The organism is Leifsonia sp. 10N434 (genome assembly GCF_056394405.1).
Genome location: NZ_JBFTHV010000002.1, coordinates 398,333 through 416,505 on the forward strand (window position 1 = coordinate 398,333; position 18,173 = coordinate 416,505).

An 18,173-nucleotide genomic window follows, 5' to 3' on the forward strand; every position below is an offset into this window, starting at 1 on the left:
GAGCCCCTTTCCTCATGACACGTCAGGCGATCGGCGCGAGCGCCGACCGCACCCGCACGATCAGGCCTGGTTGAGAACGGCCTGCAGCTCGAGCGTGATGGTGACCTCGTCGCCCAGCAGCATGCCACCGGTCTCGAGGGCGGCGTTGTAGGTGAGGCCGAAGTCCTCGCGGTTGATCTTGGTCTTCGCGGTCGCGCCGGCCTTGTAGTTGCCGTACGGGTCCTGGCCGAAGCCGCCGAAGTCGAACTCGAACGTGACCGGCTTGGTCACGCCCTTGATCGTGAGGTCGCCGTCGACGAGGAAGTCGCCGCCGTCGACGCGTGCGCCGGTGGAGACGAACTCGATGTGCGGGTGCTCCTCGGCGAGGAAGAAGTCACCGGTGCGCAGGTGCGCGTCGCGGTTCTTGTCCTTGGTGTTCACCGAGGCGACCTCGGCCTTGGCGGTGACCTTCGAGTCGAGCGGGTTCTCCGCCGTGACGAAGGTGGCGTCGAAGTTCTCGAACACGCCCTTCACCTTGCTGATCATCAGGTGGCGGATGCTGAAGCCGACCTCGCTGTGCGAGGGGTCGATGGTCCAGGTGCCTGCCTTGTAGCCGGGGATGTCGATCGTCGTGGTCATTCGTGTGCTCCTCGAGAGTCAAATGGTCGAGGCGGTCCACCCGCCTCACAGGTACATGCAAGCGCATAGACCATCGATCTATTCCGGAGATCCGAAAAAAAGTTGACGCGTCACCGATTCAGCGGACGGGAGCCACCAGCGAACGCCGGAGTTCGAGGAGTTTCAACGCATCGGAATCGATCTGGGCCGCGGAGATACGGCCGCTGCCGACCGCGGCGACGATCGCGTCGATCAGGGCGTCCGGATCCATCCTCTGTGCGGCCGGATCAGCCGGGAGCACGAAGAGGAGCATGGTGTTGCCGGCGGCCAGGGCGCGCACCGCGTTCTCGGCAGGATCCTGATACGCCCGCAATCCGGTGTCCTGCAGCATCCGCATGTCATCGGTGATCGTCACACCCGAGTACCCCAGCTGGTCGCGCAGGATGCGGTGCCAGGTCGGCGAGAGCGAGGCGGGTGCGGCATCGACGGCGCTGTAGACGAGATGCCCGAACATCACGAGCTCGGCGCCGGCGGAGATTCCGGCGACGAACGACGGCGCATCCCGGCCCCGCCACTTCGCCTGCGTGATCGGAGTGGTCGGCACGGTCAGGTGGGAATCGGCGTCGGTCTCCCCGTGTCCGGGGAAGTGCTTGAGGGTCGAGAGCACCGCCCCGTGCTCGGCGCCGACGGAGGCGCTCACCCGGGCCGCCGCGTCCTGCGGCGTCGTACCCAGGACCCGGTCGAAGATGAAGGACGACGGGTCGGCCGTGACGTCGGCGACCGTTCCGAAGTTCACGGTGATCCCGGTCTGGCGCAACAGCGTCGCGCGCCGGGCGAAGGCCGCCTGGGTGGCCGCGACCGGTGCCGACTTGAGGGTGTCGGCTCCTGGACCGGTGTCCCACGGCAGCCGGGTGACATCGCCGCCCTCCTCGTCGGTGGCGATCAGGGGCGGCAGCGCCGCATCCGGGACCATGGCGGTCGTGAGTGCCTTCAACGCCGCGGGTGTGGGTGGGATGTTGTCGCCCATCAGGATCATCCCGCCGACGCCGTAGCGGGCGACGAAGCTGCGCAGCGCGGCACCGTCGAGTCCGGGCTGATGGAGCATCAGGAGGCTCGCCACCTTCTGCCGCAGCGTCATGGTGCGCAGGCGCTCCTGGGCGAAGGCGGTGACCGGATCGACGGTCGGCGTCGGTGTCGGGGTGGCCGTCGCGGTGGCGGAGGCCGACGTCGGCCCGGCTGAGCGCCCGGCCCCCGCCGCGCATCCGGACACCGCGACGAGCACGGCCGCGGCGATCGCGACGATCGTCGTCGCGCGCGTTCGAACCCGCGTTCCCGGCTGCCGCATCATCCTTCGATGGTAATCGCCGGGCGCGCGCCGGGACGCCGGTCGGGTCAGCCCTTGACCGCTCCTCCCAGCCCGGCGCTGCGCAGGAACAGCCCCTGGAAGATCAGGAACAGCACGATCGGGATGAGCGTCGAGATCGCCAGAGCGGCCAGGTAGACGTCGAGCTGGATCGCCGCCTGCAGCGTCGGCAGCCGCACCGACAGGGGCTGGATCGCCGGGTCGCGCAGCACGAGCAGCGGCCACAGGTAGTCCTTCCAAGCGGCGATGATCGCGAACACGGAGACGACGCCGAGGATCGGCTTCGACATCGGCAGCACGATCGACCAGAACAGCCGGAAAGGCCCGGCTCCGTCGGTGCGCGCCGCCTCGAACACCTCGCGCGGCAGGTTGTCGAAGAAGCGCTTGATCAGCACCACGTTGAACGCGCTCGCTCCGGCGGGCAGCCAGACCGCCCAGAACGTGTTGATCAGCGAGGTGCCGAGCAGCGGCGGGTTGAGGATCGTGAGGTAGAGCGGTACCAGCAGCACGACGGAGGGCACGAACAGGGTGCCGAGCACGAGTCCGTAGATCACCTTGCCGTACTTGGGGCGCAGCACGCTGAGGGCGTAGCCGGCGGTGGTCGCTACGACGATCTGCATGATCCATGAACCGAGGGCCACCCAGATGGTGTTCATGAACTGCACGTCGATGTGCACCGTCGACCACGCAGTCGACAGGTTCGCCCAGTCGACGCCGTTGGGGAACAGCGCCATCGGCGTGCGCAGGGTGTCCTGCGTCGGCGTGATCGCCGACTTCGCCAGCCAGAGCAGCGGTCCGAGGCCGACGACGATCAGCACCAGCAGCAGCACGACGTGCGTGATCCTGGTCCCCCACCGGATGCCCGGCCGGTGCCAGTCCGACGGCGAGAGGATGCCGCGGTCGGACGTGTCGGCGCTCGCCTTCGCCCGCGCCTTACGACGACGGCGACGTCCGCGCGGGTCCTGCGGAGTGAGGCCGGAGTCCTCGAGCTCGTCGGTCATGACATTCATGACCTCGGGCGTGAAATCAGTGGACGTGGTCAATTCTGGCTCCAGGACTTGGTGAGGCGGAAGTACACGAGGGAGAGGATGGCGAGGAACGCCGCGAGCATCAGGCTCAGCGCGGTCGCCGCTCCGTAGTCGCCGCCGAGGCTGTTCTCGAATGCGTAGCGGTAGATCAGCAGCAGCACCGTGACGGTCGCATTGACCGGGCCGCCGCCGGTGAAGAGGAACGGCTCGAGGAACACCTGCGCGGTCCCGATGATCTGGAGGATGAGGGTGATCAGCAGGATGCCCCGCAGCTGCGGCATCGTCACATGCCAGATCTTCTGCCAGATGTTCGCGCCGTCGACCTCGGCCGCGTCGTAGAGCTCCGGCGCGACACCGGTGATGGCGGCCAGGTAGATGATGATGGTGCCGCCGGCCGCCGCCCAGGTGGCCTCGACGACGAGCGACGGCATCGCCTGCGTCGCATCCTGGATCCAGGGCTGAGGCGGGATGCCCACCCAGCCGAGGACCGTGTTGAAGACGCCGGTCGGGCTCGCGTCGTAGAAGAACTTCCAGAGGAGGACGGCGACGACGGGCGGGACGACGACCGGGAGGTACGCGAGCGCGCTGTAGAGCCCCTTCGCCCGCTTGACCTCGCTCATCAGCACCGCCGCGATCAGCGGGATCGGATAGCCGAGGATCAGGGCCAGGAGGGCGAACCATCCGGTGTTCCCCACCGAGGTCCAGAACAGGGGGTCGTTGACGACCTGCACGAAGTTGTCCCAGCCGACGAACGTCGGCGGCGCGATCAGGTTGGTGTGCTGGAAACTCATCACGACGGCGCGCACGATGGGCCACCAGGAGAAGACACCGAAGATGACCAGCATCGGCAGGAGGAAGACGAGATTGCTGAGTCCTCCCCCACGGAGCCAGGTCAACGGTGTGCGTCTGACGACTCTGCGCGAGGTCGTTCTCGGCCGGTCGATCGCTGTCATGGGCTGCTGTGCTTTCTCTTCGGGTGGTGCGAGTGCGTAGGGCCGCATACGGCCGACGGCCGGCGGGGCGCGTGACGCCCCGCCAGCCGGGTGGTGCGGTGGTCGGCCACCGTCACCGGGTGTTCACTACTTGTCGGCGTCGACGAGCTTCTGGATGTTCGTGTCGACCGTGGTCAGCAGCTGATCGACGTTGGCGTTCTTCTGCGTCAGCACCGCCTGCACCACCGAGTCGAGGGCACCGTAGAGCTCCTGCGTGTGCTTGTTCGGCTCGGGCACGAGGTTCGCGTCGAAGATCTTGTCGGTGAACGGCGCGACGTTCTCGAGCGGGATGTTCACCTCCGGCTTGATCCAGGACAGCGTCTGGTCGTAGGTGGCCTTGTCGAAGACCGGGAGCGTGGGGACGCCGACCGGCTGGTTCGACTTGGCGAGCACCTTGGCGTCGGCGATGGCCTGCGTCTTGTCGAGCAGCTTCTGCATGTAGTAGAAGTCGATCCACTTGACCGCCGCCGTCCGCTGGGCCGCCGTCGACTTCGGGCTGACCGCCGCGACGTTGCCGCCGACCAGAACACCGGCATCCGACGAGTCGGACAGCGGGAGCGCCGTCAGACCGTAGTTCTTCGGGTCCACGTTGTTCTGCTGCACGAGAGCGGTGAGCACATCCGAGCCGCTCGGGTACATCGCGACCTGGCCGGCGCCGAACGCCTGGTTGATGCCGCTCCAGTCGAGCAGGAAGTTGCTTCCGGCGGCGTTGTCCTCCCAGCGCACGTCGTGCAGGAACTGCAGAGCCTCCTTGGTGACCGGGTTATTGGTCGTGACCTTCGTCTTGCCGCCGTCGGTGGTCTCCATCCGGCCACCGCGTGCGTACACCGTGGTCGTGAGCTCCCAGCCACCGGTGTTGCCCTTGGTCATCTGCATGTAGCCCGCGACACCCGGAACCTTCTCCGAGATCGTCTTGGCGTCGGCGCGCACTTCGTCCCACGTGGTCGGCGGCTTGTCCGGGTCGAGACCGGCCTTGGTGAAGATCTCGCGGTTGTACGAGAGACCCATGGCGTACGGGCCGTACGGGATGCCGTAGATCTTGTCGCCGGACTTGGCGACAGCGAGCACGTTCTCGTTGAACTTGCCGGCGTACGACAGCGCCTTGACCTCGGCCGTGATGTCGGCGAGCTGGCCGGCCTGCAGCAGCGACTGCGAGTCGGTGAACGGCACGTTGAACACGTCGGGCAGGGTGCCGCCCGCGAGCTGCGTCGCGAAGGTCGGGCCCGTCCACTGGTACTCCTCCGACTTGACGGAGATGTTCGGGTTCGCCTTCTCGAACTCCTTGACGCGGTCGTCGAATGCCTTGAACGCGGCCTTGTCGCTTCCGGGGATCAGGCTGGCTACGGTGATGCTCACCTTGCCGTCGCTGCTGTCCGAGCCGCTGCCGGAGCTGGAGCATCCGGCGAGCAGGCCGACACCGGCGATCGTGATCGCTGCGACTGCAGCAACCGTTCTTGGTGACCTCATTGTCGGTTCCTTTCGATGGTGGTGAGGTGCGGGTCGTGCTGTGTCACGTGAGGCAGGACCACGCGTGACCTCCGGCGGCTAGTGCTGTGTTCGTAGCCACGCCGTGGAGTCCGGGGGCAGCAGTCCGTGGTCGAGCGGGCTGCTGCTGAGCAGGATGGCGACGTGCTCGGGAAGAGCCACCGCCTGGTGGGAGAGATTGGTGACGTTCAGGAAGCGGGAGCCGCGTGCGAAGACGAGCGTTCCCTCCTCGCCGTCGCGCCACTCGAGCGGCCCGTCGCCGAGGTCCGCCTCCGACCGCCGGATGCGCAGCGCCTGCCGGTAGAGCCAGAGCATCGACGTCGCGTCGCTCTGCTCCGCCTCCACCGTGAAGCGCGACCAGACGCGCGGCTGGGGCAGCCAGGGCTCCTCGGCGGAGCCGCGCGGGCTGAACCCGAACGGCGGCTCGACGCCGCGCCACGGCAGCGGGACCCGGCAGCCGTCGCGACCGGGGTCGACTCCGCCGGAGCGGAAGTGCATCGGGTCTTCGAGCCGGTCGGCCGGCAGGTCCTCGACCTCGGGCAGGCCGAGCTCGTCGCCCTGGTAGATGTACAGGGATCCGGGCAACGCCGCGGTGAGGAGGGCGGCGGCACGGGCGCGGCGCAGGCCGACGCCCAGATCCGTCGGCGTGCCGACCCGCTTCTTCGCGAAGGCGAACGACGAGTCCTCCCGGCCGTAGCGCGTGACCGGGCGGGTCACGTCGTGATTCGAGAGCACCCAGGTGCTCGGGGCGCCGACCGGGGCGTGAGCCGCCAGGGTCGCGTCGATCGAGGTGCGCAGTTCCCGCGCATCCCACGGCCGTGCGAGGAAATCGAAGTTGAAAGCGGTGTGCAGCTCATCGGCGCGCAGGTACATCGCGAAGCGCTCGATGTCGGGCAGCCAGATCTCGCCGACGAGCACGCGGGTCCCCGGGTACGAGTCGGCGATCGCGCGCCAGCCCCGGTACACCTCGTGGAGCTCGTCGCGGTCCTCGTTGGGATGCTCGCCGGGCGCCGGGTCCTCCGGCACCTCCGGGAGCTCGGGGTCCTTGATGAGCAGGGCGGCCGAGTCGATGCGCACGCCGGCGACGCCGCGGTCGAACCAGAACTTCAGGATGGCCTCGTGCTCGGCCCGCACATCCGGATGGTTCCAATTGAGGTCGGGCTGCTGCGGGGTGAACAGATGCAGGTACCACTCGCCGGGCGTGCCGTCAGGATTCGTGGTGCGCGTCCAGGTCTCGCCCGAGAAGTTGGAGACCCAGTTGGTCGGCATCTCGTCGCCGTGCTCCCCGCGTCCGGGACGGAACCAGAAGCGCTCGCGCTCCGGCGACCCCGGCCCGGCCGCGAGGGCCGCCTGGAACCAGGGGTGCTGATCGGAGATGTGGTTCGGGACGACGTCGATGATCGTCCGGATGCCCAGGGCGAGAGCCTCCTGGATGAGCGCTTCCGCTTCGGTCAGGTCGCCGAACGCCGGGTTGATCGTGCGGTAGTCGGCGACGTCGTAGCCGCCGTCGGCCAGCGGGGACTCGTACCACGGGGTGAACCAGATCGCGTCGACGCCGAGTTCGCGCAGGTACCCGAGGTGCTGCCGTACTCCGGCGATGTCGCCGATCCCGTCGCCGTTGCCGTCGGCGAAGCTGCGGATGTAGATCTGGTAGATGACCGCGCTGCGCCACCACAGCGGGTCGCTCTGCGACGGCGTGAGCTGCGACGGCGTGTTCGCCTGGTCCGGAGCGGCCTGGGCGTCGGGGGCGGAGTCGCCCTCTTTCGGCTGGGCGGCGAGCACGGGGAGATCCACGGAAGGAGCCCTTCAGTCGGGCGACCCTGCTCGTAGCTCCGCGGTCGTTCTCGCTCAGCCTTGCGTTCGGGTCGACGGTTCGGTCGTCGGCGCGCGGCGGCACCAAACCATCGGCACCATCGTCGTCGACCCAAATGTAGCTATGGCGACAGATTAACGCAAGAACTCAACAATGAGTAATTCGTTTGCGCACATTTGCGCTGAATTGCATAACAGTTACGACACGCGCGCCGGTCCGGTCGAGCCCCGGACGACGAGCTCTGGCTCGAAGAAGAGCTCGTCGGAGATGGCAGAATCGCTGGAGATCTGGCGCAGCAGCAGTTCGATCACCGTGCGGCCCATCGGCTCGATCGGCTGCCGCACCGTCGTCAGCGGCGGCTCGGTGCAGTTCATCAGGGCCGAGTCGTCGTACCCGACGATGGAGATGTCCTGGGGCACGCTCATTCCGGCCCTCCGCACCGCCCGGATCGCGCCGAGCGCCATGGGATCGCTCGCGCACACGATCGCCGTGACCCCGGCGTTCAGTAGACGGGTCGCGGCGGCCTGGCCGGCCTCGAGGGAGTACAGGGAGTGCACCACGAGCTCCTCGTCGAAGGGGGCGCCCCAGCTCTCCACGATGCGCTTGGCCGCGGCGAGCTTGCGCTGGGAGGGCACATGGTCGCGGGGGCCGAGGAGGAGGCCGATCCGCTCGTGGCCCAGGGAACGCAGGTGGTTGAGCGCCTGAGCGGTGGCGACGGTGTCGTCACAGGAGACGGTCGCGAAGTCGAGTTCGTCGACCGGCGCGTTCACGAGAACCGTCGGCAGATTGAGGTCGGTGAGCCGCGAGTAGTGGTCGTGCGATGCATCCTGCTGGGCATACGCGCCCCCGACGAACACCACGCCCGAGACCTGCTGCTGGAGGAGCAGTTCGACGTAGTCCGCCTCGGAGATGCCCCCGGCGGTCTGGGTGCAGAGCACCGGCGTGTAGCCGTTCTGGGCGAGCGCTCCCCCGATCACCTCGGCGAACGCCGGGAAGATCGGGTTCTGCAGTTCGGGCAGCACCAGGCCGACCAGCCGAGCACGCTCGCCCCGCAGCTTGCTGGGACGCTCGTAGCCGAGCACGTCGAGAGCGGTGAGCACCGCCTGTCTGGTCGCCTCCGAGACGCCGGGTTTCTCATTGAGCACGCGGCTGACCGTTGCTTCGCTCACTCCGACCTTGCGGGCCACCTCTGCGAGACGTTTCGACATGCGCATAGTTTACGCAATTCCTTGCAACCGGACGCAAGTCTTTTACACAAGTCGGCCTCAGATGCCAACGCGGCGCTGCAGACCGGATGCCGGCACACCACATACCATGTCGATCATGGCGAACAAGGTGACGGCGCTGCTGCTGGCCAGCCACCCCGGGCCGACCGCCGTCGTCACCGTGATCGCGGTGGTGCTCGGCATCGGCCTCGGATACTCCCCCGGCCGCCTCGCCCTGCTGGCCGCCTGCATCTTGCTCGGCCAGCTCTCGATCGGCTGGTCGAACGACTGGCTCGATGCCGCGCGGGACGCCTCCGTGAACCGCGCGGACAAACCGGCTGCTCGCGGGGCCATCGGCGTCGGCACGGTGCGCGCTGCCGCGTTCATCGCTCTGGTCGCCGCCATCGCCCTCACGCTGCTGCTCGGGCCGCTCGCCGCGATCGCACACGCGGTCGCGATCGGCGGCGGTTGGGCCTACAACCTCGGACTCAAGGCGACCGTGTTCTCGTTCGTTCCGTTCGCGGTCAGTTTCGCCCTGCTGCCGGCGATCGCGACCCTCGGCGGCCTTCCGCCGCGCTTCCCGGCCCCCTGGGTGCTCGCCGCCGGAGCCCTGCTCGGCGTCGCCGCCCACATCACCAACGTGCTCCCCGACCTCGCGGACGACGACAGCACGGGCATCCGGGGCATGCCGCACCGCCTCGGGGCGGTGCCGAGCGGGCTGCTTGCGTTCGCCTGTCTCGCCGCCGCGACGGTCACGATCACCCTCGGGCCCGGATGGCCGCCGCGACCGCTCCTCCTCGTCGGCTTCGCGATCGGACTCGCGGTCGCGATCACCGGCGTCGTGCTCCTGCTGCGTGGAGATCCGACGCGGCGCCTGATGCAGCTCATCATGACGTGCGCCATCGTCGATGTCGTGATGCTCGCGCTGGCGGGTCAGTCCGTCGCCGTCTGAATCGGGTCGGCCGCCGGCTCGTGGTTGCGGATGCCGATCGCCGAGACGATCCCGCCGAGCAGCATCAGGAACGCCGTGCAGAGGAGCGCCCTGTCGAACCCGGCCCTGTCGAGTTGCTCGCCCACGATCAGTCCCGCCATCGCCACCACGATGAGCCCGGCGATGCGCGAGATCGCATTGTTTACGGCGGACCCGATGCCTGCCTGCTGCGGGTGGATCGAGCCGAGGATCGCCGAGGTGAGCGGGGCGACCGTCATCGAGAGTCCGACGCCGAACAGCAGCACCGCCGGCAGCAGGTTGGTCCAGTAGTTCACGTGCGAGTCCATCATCAGCAGCCAGAGGAAACCGCTCGATGCGATGATCGGCCCGACAGCCATGAACAGACGCGGGCCGTACTTTCCGGCAAGCCCTCCGAAGAAGCCGGAGAGGAGCAGCATGCACAGCGTCGACGGGATGAAGACGAAGCCGGCCGCCGTCGCGGAGAATCCGGCGACCTGCTGCAGGAACAGGGTCACGACGAGCGGGCCGAACGCCAGCGCACCGTAGACGAGCGCCGTGGAGATGTTGCCCACCCAGAAGTTGTGCACCCGGAACAGGCCGAGCGGCAGCATGGGCTGCTTCGCACGCGTCTCCCAGAAGAAGAAGCCGGCCAGCATCAGCAGCCCGATGATCAGCGGGATGAACACCCGCGGGCTGCTCCAGCCGTACGGGCCCTGCTCGATCAGGGCGTAGACCGTGCCGGCGAGTCCGACGGACCCGAGGACGGCGCCGAGCACGTCGACGCGGCCGCCCATCCCGTGATCCTCCTGCTTCAGCGTCAACATCAGCACGAGGGTGATCGCGATCGGGATGACGTTGATCACGAACACCCATCGCCACGACAGCGTGTCGACGAAGATCCCGCCGATCACCGGCCCCGCTATCATCGCGACGCCCGTCCACGCCGTCCACCGGCCGATCGCCTTCGCTTGGGCGGCTCCCTCGAAGGTCGAGATGATGATCGCCAGCGAACTGGGCACCAGGAGCGCCCCGGCAACGCCCTGCAGAGCACGTGCGACCACCAGGAACACGCCGGTCGGGGCGAACGCGCACAGCAGCGATGTGATGCCGAAGCCGATCAGCCCGACATACAGGATGCGCTTGCGTCCGAAGACGTCCGAGAGCGAACCGGCGATCAGGATGAGCGACCCGAGGGTCACGAGGTACGCATCGACCACCCATTGCTGAAGCGGGAGCCCGCCGCCGAGGTCTTTGGAGATCGCAGGAAGGGCCACGTTGATCACCGCGCCGTCGAGGAACGCCACGAAGCTCGCGAGGATCGCGATGATCAGCACCCGACGCTGTACCGAGGTCATGCTCAGGGTCGTCATGCTCTCAGTTAACGGGGAGGCGATCGGAAAGGCAACTACAGGGCGCTCCCAGCTGCGATGGAGAGTAGCCTGTTGTGCGCCATGTCGGATGAGCAGCACACGCTCGCTGATCGACCCGGCCGCCGTGCAGCCCGGATCGCCGCCACCACGCGCGCCTGGTGGGTCGCGGTGCTGCTGTTCACCGGCGCCTTCCACGTGTTGCGAGGCGCGCCCGTCGACGCCTGGATCTTCTTCGGCGCCGCCATCCTGGTGACCCTCGAGTCGCTCGGCTGGCTCCGTGTGCCGCTGCGCGCACCAGCGGATCGCACCGCGCGCGGGCGGCCGATGGCGGTCGCGGGCGCGCTGATCGCCACCCTCGTCGCGGCGCTCGCCCTCTCGCCGCTCTACGGAGGCGCCGACACCGCGATCGTCGTCGGCCTCGGGCTCGTGCTGCTCCCGATCGCGTGGGCGGCCCCGCCGAGCTCCCCGCCCTCGTCCGCGCCCTCGTCGACGACGGCGAGTCCGGAAACGGCACGGATCAAACGCGCGGCGATCGTCTGGTCCGTGATCATCGCGGCCGGCTGCGCGTGGGAGATCACGGCCTTCCTCCTCGGACGCAACTCCCCCGGCGGCTCGACGCAGTTCCCGGCGCTCTCCGACCTGGTCGACCCCCTCCTGGCCGACCCGTTCGGTCGGGCCGCGCTGGTCGCGCTCTGGCTGGTCGGCGGCTACGCGCTCATCCGGAGAGGACGACGTCGATGAGGATCGTGACGATCGCGGGTTTCACCGTGTGCGGCATCCTGATGGCAGCACTCGTCCTCCGATCGCGGCGGGACGGCTCACGGCTGGCCCCGTTCGGCAGCCTGCTCGACGTCGTCATAGCGGATCGCGCTGCGCGGTTCACCATCCTGCTCTTCTGGTGGTGGCTCGGCTGGCACTTCCTGGTCACGCCGCCATCGCCGTAGCACGCGCCGGACTCGCGCCCCGCTCCGGCTAGTTGTTGCCCTTGGTACAGGTCTGCTGCGCCGCCGTCTGGCCGGTGATGTCGGCAGGAAGCGGCACAGAGGTCTGTCCGGGAGTCGGGGTGACCGTGGGCGCTGGCGTCGCGGGCGAGGTCGGCGCCGACGGTGCGGTGGGCGCCGGGGTGGTCGTCGGCGCCGGGCTCAGAGTCGGCGTCGGCGCGGTCTCCGCCGCACGGCCCGTCGTGCCCGTCAGCTGAACGGGGAGGTCTTTCACCAGGGCGTTGTTCAGCGTGTCCGCGGCGTCCTGATTCACGACCACGCGATTGGCGTTGTCCGGATCGGAGTAGACGGGGTATTGCATGAACACCATGTTGCCGAGGCCTGTCTCCTTCATCGCGAGACCGATCTGCACCAGCGTCGTCGGATTCGCGAGCGACTGGGACGGCGTGATGTTCTTCACCGCCGCCTTCGCAAGCCCGTAAAGCTGCACCGGATTCGACAGCACGCCGCCGCTGACCACCTTGCGAGCCAGCGCGGAGAGGAACACCTGCTGGTTGCTGATGCGGCCCAGGTCGCTGCCGTCGCCGACACCGTGGCGCGAGCGGAGGAAGGAGAGCGCCTGGTCGCCGACGAGCGTGTTCTCCCCGGCGGGAAGGTCGAGCGGCGGATTGGTGTACTCGTCGGTCACGGGCGTCGCGAGACACACGGTCACCCCGCCGATCGCGTTCGACATGGCGCTCACGCCGTTGAAGTCGACGGCAGCTGCGAAGGGGATCTGCGCACCGGTCAGCTTCTCGACGGTCAGCACGACGCAGGCCAGCCCGCCGCGCGACAGCGCCGTGTTGAACATGTCGAGGTCGGAGCCGCTGATCGTTCCGTTGCCGTTCGGGTCGGGACAGTCCGGGATGGGGACCATCAGATCGCGCGGGAAGCTGATCACCATCGCGCTCTTGTGGTCCTGCGCGATGTGCAGCAGCATCGTCACATCGTTGTTGCCCGCTCCGGTGCTGGCGTCCTGCTCCTGCTGCAGATCGTAGATGCCGCCCTGGTTGCTGCGCGTGTCCGTGCCGGCGAGGAGCAGATTCACACCGCCGCTGATCGCGCCGACGCTCGGGATGGATTGCTGGGCGGTGTGCCCGGGCAGGGCGACGAGCTCGACGCCCTTCTTGATCGAACGGGTCACATCCCAGAAGGCGTATGCGGCGACCGACCCGGCGCTCACCGCGACGACCGCGACGATCGCGACGAGGATCTTCGCGATCGCTCCGATGGCGCGACGCTGAGGCAGACGGCCGTGGCGCACGGCGGACGTGCGCTGGTCACGCTCATGATGGCGCGGCGCGTCGGTCATCTCGTGGATCCCCCTGGGTCGGGCACGTGTGCTGGGTCGTCTCGAATCCTATTCCACTCGGGCTATGCGACTTCTGCGAAGCGCCCACGGAAGTTCACACACTCGGCCTTTGCTCCTACAACTGGATCGCAGGCGGCACATGGTCGGTTAGCCTTCCAGGATGACGAACGAAACTCCGATCGACGACGTCCCCGTTGGCGATGAGACCATCCGCCTCGGTCAGTTCGTGAAGTTCGCAGGGCTCCTCGACTCCGGCGGAGATGTGAAAGAAGCCATCGTGAACGGCGACGTGACGGTGAACGGCGAGGTCGATCGCCGTCGCGGACGGCAGCTGCAGCGTGGCGACATCGTCAGCGTTGAAGGGCACACCGTGCGCGTCGGTGGGTGAGCCGCAAAAGAGAAGAGCCCCTGAGAACTGTGCGTTCATCAGGGGCTTTGGTGGATCTGAGGGGACTCGAACCCCTGACCCCCTGCATGCCATGCAGGTGCGCTACCAGCTGCGCCACAGACCCAGAAGCTGTTTCCGATCTCTCCGAAACAACTCGTTCAGCCTACTACATGAACGCGCACAGAAAAAAACGAGCGAGCCTCGAGTCGGCCGTCACGCGGATCAGTCGAACAGCTCGCTGAGCCAGTTCTCCTTCTTCTTGCGGTACGGGTAGGCGGGCTGCCCGGACGCAGGCTGCTGCCGGTACTCCTGCTGCGTCGGCTGAGCGTAGGTGGGCTGCGGTGGGTAACCGGGTGCTGACGGGGCGGCGGCAGGCGCGGTGCCCTGCGAGCGATCGATGATCTTGTCGAGCTCTCCGCGGTCGAGCCAGACTCCGCGGCATTCCGGACAGTAGTCGATCTCGATGCCACTGCGTTCACTCATGACGAGGGTGGCGTTGTCGGTGGGACACTTCATCGGCAGCTCCGTTTCGGTCGGGCCGGCGAAACGGACGCACGCCGGCGGGATCGAACTCAGTGAATCAGCCGCGGATGAGAGAACACCCCGTTGCGCCCGGGAAAGCCCCGAGATGTGCGCAAGGCGGGTGACGAACGCGTGTCGACCTGCTAGTCGGCGTGGACGGGCAGCTCGAGGGGAACGACGGGGCAGTCCTTCCAGAGGCGTTCGAGCGCGTAGTACATCCGGTCCTCCTCATGGAAGACGTGCACGACCAGGTCGCCGAAGTCGAGCAGGATCCAGCGGCCCTCGGCCTTGCCTTCGCGACGGAGCGTCTTGACGCCCGCGTCGTTCAGCTGGTCCTCGATCTCGCCTGCGATGGCGATGACATTGCGTTCGACGCGCCCCGACACGAGGAGGAACACGTCCGTGAGCGGAAGCGGCCCGGAGACATCGAGGGCGACGAGATCTTCGCCCGATTTGGAATCGGCGGCCTTCGCGGCGATCTGAAGGATCTCGCGGGCGTGCTCGGATGCGGTCACAGGTGGGACTCCCGGAGGGTTCGGATACTGGCGTTCTGACGGGTACGGATGATCAGAACACATTCAGGACGTAGGCGGCGATGAGGAGACCGATCACACCGACACCGAGCACCGCTGCGGTGATCGACAGCACGACCGGCAGTCGGCCGCCGCGCTTCTTCGGGGGTGTGATCACTCCGCGGGTGGAGGTGTGCGTGCTCACGGCTCGCGACGCGCGGATCGGCGCGACCTCGGACGTGTTGAACTCGTTCTCGTCGCCCTCGAGCAGACGGTCGAGGTCGGACGAGTCGATGCGGTTGGGATGCGCTCCCGTTGCACCGAGCCCGCGCGGCAGGTCGATCGAGCCCGTCACGAGGATCTCGCCGGTGCTGGTGAGCGGACCGGTGGCGTCCGGCGTGGGGAGGACGGGCAGGATGAGCGCGTTCGTCGTCGTCGCGGAGCCGGACTGGCCGACATTACGCGAGATGATCTGGTCGAACGGCTGGTTCTTGTCGTCGAGCTCGGCGGCCGTCGACCAGTGACCGACGGGCGGCGTGTACGGCTGACGTTCCTCGCTCGGGTCGACCGCCTCGGGCACAGCGGCGGGCGCCTCGGGCGTCGCGGCGGCAGGCGCAGCAGGTGCGGCGACCGGCGGCTCGGCCGGCGTCACCGGCGCGAACGTCGGCGGAGTGAAGACCGGCGGGGCAGGCGTCGACGGAGCTTCTGCAGCGGGGCTCGCCGCAGGCGTCGCGGACGACGGCGTCAGCGATCCGAAGGGCCACGCGCTGGGCGTGGACGTGTCGGGCGTTGAATCAGGCGAAGCAGCAGGAGCAGCCGCAGCGGTTGCGGTCTCGTCGGCCGCGGCCGGCGGGGTGAACGTGACCGGGATGGTCGGCTCGATGTGGCCGGCCTGCTGGTTGGCCTCCTGAGCCTGCAGCATCGCCCGCAGCTCGCGACGCGTCAGGGTGCGCTCCTGATCGACGGGAGCGGCGGGTGACGCCGGGCCCGGCGTCACTGACGTAGGCGTCGCGGGCGACGGCGTCGACGCGGCGTCGGCGGGACGCACGGCGTCGGGCACCAGCGCCACCGGAGTGGTGACCGGTTCCTGCACCGAAGCGACGGGCGGCTGACGGTACAGCCCGGCATCCGGCTCGGTGGAGTCGTCGGACGCCGACGAGGAGTCGGAGTCGGACTCCGGCGAGAGCAGGGCGTCGAAGGACGATCCGTAGCTCGGCAGGTTCGGACGGGACGGAGCGGTGACCCCGGGCTCGGCGAACGCCGTCGCCGGGATGGCCGGCTTCTCCGGTTCTTGGTCGTCGTCGGTGCGACCGGCGGTGAACGTGTATGGCGTCGTCATCGTCGGGATCTCACCGGCGGGCGTCGGCTCTGCCGTGCCGGCTCGTCGTGACGCCTGACCGGCGGCCTTTTCAGCCTGCGAACGCTCGTTCTCGCGCGCTTGTCGCCGTGTCTGTGGCGGCGGGTCTTGCCACAAAGTCATGCCACACTCCGATACAGATGGTGTTTGGAGATGTACTGAACAACGCCGTCCGGTACCAGATACCAGACGGGAAATCCCCTGCTCACCCGGTCCCGGCAGTCGGTTGACGAGATAGCCAGGGCCGGAACTTCCAACAAGCTTACGTCTTGCGTCGGCAATCCAGAAATAGTCAAGTCATGTCCCGGACGACTCACAGCAACGAAATGCGCGAGGCTCCAGAGCTCGTTGACGTCGCGCCAGTTCAGGATCTGAGCGATGGCGTCGGCACCGGTGATGAAGAAGAGTTCGGCCTCGGGGCGCGACTCGTGGAGATCTCGCAGTGTGTCGATCGTGTACGTCGGACCTTCGCGGTCGATGTCGACACGACTCACGGTGAACCGCGGATTCGATGCCGTCGCGATGACGGTCATGAGGTAGCGGTGCTCCCCCGGCGACACGTCGCCCTTCTGCCAAGGGTGTCCGGTCGGTACGAAGACGACCTCGTCGAGGTCGAATGACTGCGCGACCTCGCTGGCGGCCACCAAGTGGCCGTGATGGATCGGATCGAACGTTCCGCCCATCACACCGACACGCGGCCGGCGCTTCTCCGTGAGCTCCATACGACCGGCGCGGTCAGTGGCCCTGAGTGGGGTGGCCGGTTCCGTGGTGCGTCGCGCCGGGAGCGGCCGCGTGCTCTGCGGCACCGGGGCCCGCCTTGTGGCTGTGCCGGTTGGCGACATCGCGGTAGGTCCAGATCACGAATCCGAGCACAGCGAACACCGCCAGTGCGATCGCGCCGAATGCCCACGTCGGCATCGGAAGCTCCACGTGAGTTTCGGTCGCGGCCAGCAGAGCCGTCAGGTGTGACATCGAATTCATTCCTTTCCGTCAGCGCGAACGCCCGCCGACCAGTCTAGTGGCCGGTCAGGCGCGGATCTGTCCTGACCCGCGGACGATCCATTTCGTGCTCGTCAATTCGGGCAGCCCCATCGGACCTCGGGCGTGCAGCTTCTGCGTGGAGATCCCCACCTCGGCCCCGAAGCCGAACTCGCCGCCGTCCGTGAACCGTGTCGACGCATTCACCATGACGACCGCCGAATCGACCTCGGCGAGGAAGCGCTCGGCATTCGCCAGATCGTTCGTGATGATCGCCTCGGTGTGCTGGGTCGAGTAGCGACGGATGTGGTCGATCGCCTCGTCGAGCGAGTCGACGACCTTCACGGAGATGTCGAGACTCATGTGCTCGGTCGCCCAGTCCTCCTCGGTGACCGGGACGGCACCGGGCGCGAAAGCGCTCGCGCGCTCGTCGGCGTGGATGGTGACCCCGGCCTCCGTGAGCGCGGTGACGACCGACGGCAGCACGCGCTCGGCCGCCGAACGGTGCACCAGCAGCGTCTCGACCGCGTTGCAGACGCTGGGCCGCTGGACCTTGGCGTTGCGCACGATGTCGGCGGCCCAGTCCTCACGGGCACTCTCGTCGAGCACGATGTGCACCACACCGGCGCCCGTCTCGATCACGGGGACCGTCGACTCCGTCACCACCGTGCGGATCAGCTCCGCGCTCCCCCGCGGGATGAGCACGTCGATGTAGCCGCGCGCCTTCATCAGCTCCGTCGCGCCGACGCGGCCGAACTCGTCGATGGTCTGCACCGACTCCTCGGGCAGTCCCGTCTCTCCGAGCGCTTCGCGGATGACCTCCACGAGCACACGGTTGGTGTTGATCGCCGCGCTGCCGCCGCGGAGCACGGCGGCGTTGCCGCTCTTGAGCGCGAGGGCGGCGATGTCGACGGTGACGTTGGGACGGGCCTCGTAGATCGCGCCGACCACGCCGAACGGCACACGCACCTGGGTGATCTTGATGCCGTTCGGCAGCGCGCTCCCGCGCACGGCCTCGCCGACGGGGTCGGTGAGCGCGACGATCTGCAGCACGGCGTCGGCGAGGCCGGCGAGCCGTGCGTCACTCAGCGTGAGCCGATCGAGCAGCCCGGTGGAGAGGCCGTTCTCGCGCCCATTGGCGAGGTCGAGCTCATTCGCTTCGAGGATGCGGCCGGACGCGTCACCCAGCCGGGTCGCGATCGCCCGCAGCGCCGCGTTCTTCTGGTCGGTGGTCGCCGTGGCCAGGGCGAACGAGGCGTTCTTCGCCGCCGCGAGCTTGTCGGCGAGCGTGACGGCGCCGAGCGTGGTCTGAGACATGG

The 18,173-nt window shown here is 68.1% G+C and carries 19 protein-coding genes and 1 tRNA gene; 4 read left to right on the forward strand and 16 right to left on the reverse strand.

From position 1 onward, the window contains the following. Window positions 1-60: 60 nt before the first annotated feature. From AC1DB1_RS07570 to AC1DB1_RS07600, 7 genes are all read right to left on the reverse strand, one after another. The gene (locus AC1DB1_RS07570; RefSeq protein WP_271178540.1) at window positions 61-618 is read right to left on the reverse strand and encodes a YceI family protein; all 558 of its coding nucleotides are present in this window, start codon (window positions 616-618) and stop codon (window positions 61-63) included. A 118-nt stretch (window positions 619-736) separates the two neighbouring features. Continuing rightward, window positions 737-1,945, reverse strand: a complete 1,209-nt coding sequence (locus AC1DB1_RS07575) for a glycoside hydrolase family 3 N-terminal domain-containing protein (protein ID WP_477200320.1) — start codon at window positions 1,943-1,945, stop codon at window positions 737-739. 44 nt (window positions 1,946-1,989) lie between these two features. Continuing rightward, window positions 1,990-3,003, reverse strand: coding sequence for a carbohydrate ABC transporter permease (locus tag AC1DB1_RS07580; RefSeq protein ID WP_477200321.1), 1,014 nt, complete (start codon window positions 3,001-3,003; stop codon window positions 1,990-1,992). After that, window positions 3,000-3,941, reverse strand: coding sequence for a carbohydrate ABC transporter permease (locus tag AC1DB1_RS07585; protein ID WP_477200322.1), 942 nt, complete (start codon window positions 3,939-3,941; stop codon window positions 3,000-3,002). The genes AC1DB1_RS07580 and AC1DB1_RS07585 overlap by 4 nt, the downstream gene beginning before the upstream one ends. Before the next feature lie 126 nt (window positions 3,942-4,067). Further along, window positions 4,068-5,447, reverse strand: a complete 1,380-nt coding sequence (locus AC1DB1_RS07590) for an extracellular solute-binding protein (protein WP_271178537.1) — start codon at window positions 5,445-5,447, stop codon at window positions 4,068-4,070. A 78-nt stretch (window positions 5,448-5,525) separates the two neighbouring features. Then, the gene (locus AC1DB1_RS07595; RefSeq protein ID WP_477200554.1) at window positions 5,526-7,142 is read right to left on the reverse strand and encodes a glycoside hydrolase family 13 protein; all 1,617 of its coding nucleotides are present in this window, start codon (window positions 7,140-7,142) and stop codon (window positions 5,526-5,528) included. 333 nt (window positions 7,143-7,475) lie between these two features. Continuing rightward, window positions 7,476-8,486, reverse strand: a complete 1,011-nt coding sequence (locus AC1DB1_RS07600; RefSeq protein ID WP_271178536.1) for a LacI family DNA-binding transcriptional regulator — start codon at window positions 8,484-8,486, stop codon at window positions 7,476-7,478. Window positions 8,487-8,601: 115 nt separating this feature from the next. Here AC1DB1_RS07600 and AC1DB1_RS07605 point away from each other — a divergent pair, with 115 nt between their 5' ends. Continuing rightward, window positions 8,602-9,435: a UbiA family prenyltransferase gene (locus AC1DB1_RS07605; protein ID WP_477200323.1), complete on the forward strand. Its 834-nt coding sequence runs from the start codon at window positions 8,602-8,604 to the stop codon at window positions 9,433-9,435. On the opposite strand, the gene AC1DB1_RS07610 is transcribed toward AC1DB1_RS07605, so the two are convergent. Continuing rightward, entirely contained in the window at window positions 9,417-10,805 is a 1,389-nt protein-coding gene (locus AC1DB1_RS07610; RefSeq protein ID WP_477200324.1) for an MFS transporter, read from the reverse strand. The two genes, AC1DB1_RS07605 and AC1DB1_RS07610, sit on opposite strands and share 19 nt — an antisense overlap. Window positions 10,806-10,886: 81 nt before the next feature. Between AC1DB1_RS07610 and AC1DB1_RS07615 the strand changes: the two genes are divergently transcribed. Both AC1DB1_RS07615 and AC1DB1_RS07620 read left to right on the forward strand, forming a co-directional pair. Beyond that, on the forward strand, window positions 10,887-11,546 hold the full coding sequence (locus tag AC1DB1_RS07615; protein WP_477200325.1) for a hypothetical protein: 660 nt from the start codon (window positions 10,887-10,889) through the stop codon (window positions 11,544-11,546). Next, window positions 11,543-11,749: a DUF6186 family protein gene (locus tag AC1DB1_RS07620; protein WP_477200326.1), complete on the forward strand. Its 207-nt coding sequence runs from the start codon at window positions 11,543-11,545 to the stop codon at window positions 11,747-11,749. The genes AC1DB1_RS07615 and AC1DB1_RS07620 overlap by 4 nt, the downstream gene beginning before the upstream one ends. Before the next feature lie 28 nt (window positions 11,750-11,777). On the opposite strand, the gene AC1DB1_RS07625 is transcribed toward AC1DB1_RS07620, so the two are convergent. Beyond that, on the reverse strand, window positions 11,778-13,097 hold the full coding sequence (locus AC1DB1_RS07625) for an LCP family protein (RefSeq protein ID WP_477200327.1): 1,320 nt from the start codon (window positions 13,095-13,097) through the stop codon (window positions 11,778-11,780). 160 nt (window positions 13,098-13,257) lie between these two features. On the opposite strand from AC1DB1_RS07625, the gene AC1DB1_RS07630 reads away from it, so the two are divergent. Further along, on the forward strand, window positions 13,258-13,485 hold the full coding sequence (locus tag AC1DB1_RS07630; RefSeq protein ID WP_477200328.1) for an RNA-binding S4 domain-containing protein: 228 nt from the start codon (window positions 13,258-13,260) through the stop codon (window positions 13,483-13,485). A gap of 48 nt (window positions 13,486-13,533) precedes the next feature. On the opposite strand, the gene AC1DB1_RS07635 is transcribed toward AC1DB1_RS07630, so the two are convergent. The 7 genes from AC1DB1_RS07635 to AC1DB1_RS07665 form a co-directional block, all read right to left on the reverse strand. Then, window positions 13,534-13,609 (reverse strand) — tRNA-Ala (locus tag AC1DB1_RS07635). Window positions 13,610-13,707: 98 nt separating this feature from the next. Continuing rightward, window positions 13,708-14,001, reverse strand: coding sequence for a TFIIB-type zinc ribbon-containing protein (locus AC1DB1_RS07640; protein ID WP_477200329.1), 294 nt, complete (start codon window positions 13,999-14,001; stop codon window positions 13,708-13,710). A 149-nt stretch (window positions 14,002-14,150) separates the two neighbouring features. Further along, window positions 14,151-14,522 (reverse strand): ribosome silencing factor, encoded by a 372-nt coding sequence (rsfS, locus tag AC1DB1_RS07645; RefSeq protein ID WP_271178528.1) that lies wholly within the window; start codon window positions 14,520-14,522, stop codon window positions 14,151-14,153. Window positions 14,523-14,574: 52 nt separating this feature from the next. Then, a complete protein-coding gene (locus tag AC1DB1_RS07650) occupies window positions 14,575-15,858 on the reverse strand; it encodes a hypothetical protein (RefSeq protein ID WP_477200330.1) in 1,284 nt (427 codons plus the stop codon). A 137-nt stretch (window positions 15,859-15,995) separates the two neighbouring features. After that, window positions 15,996-16,598, reverse strand: coding sequence for a nicotinate-nucleotide adenylyltransferase (gene nadD, locus AC1DB1_RS07655; protein WP_271178526.1), 603 nt, complete (start codon window positions 16,596-16,598; stop codon window positions 15,996-15,998). Window positions 16,599-16,611: 13 nt separating this feature from the next. Then, window positions 16,612-16,848 carry a hypothetical protein gene (locus AC1DB1_RS07660; RefSeq protein ID WP_271178525.1) on the reverse strand — a complete coding sequence of 79 codons (237 nt, stop codon included), beginning with the start codon at window positions 16,846-16,848 and terminating at the stop codon, window positions 16,612-16,614. 54 nt (window positions 16,849-16,902) lie between these two features. Next, a complete protein-coding gene (locus AC1DB1_RS07665) occupies window positions 16,903-18,171 on the reverse strand; it encodes a glutamate-5-semialdehyde dehydrogenase (RefSeq protein WP_271178524.1) in 1,269 nt (422 codons plus the stop codon). Window positions 18,172-18,173 lie beyond the last annotated feature (2 nt).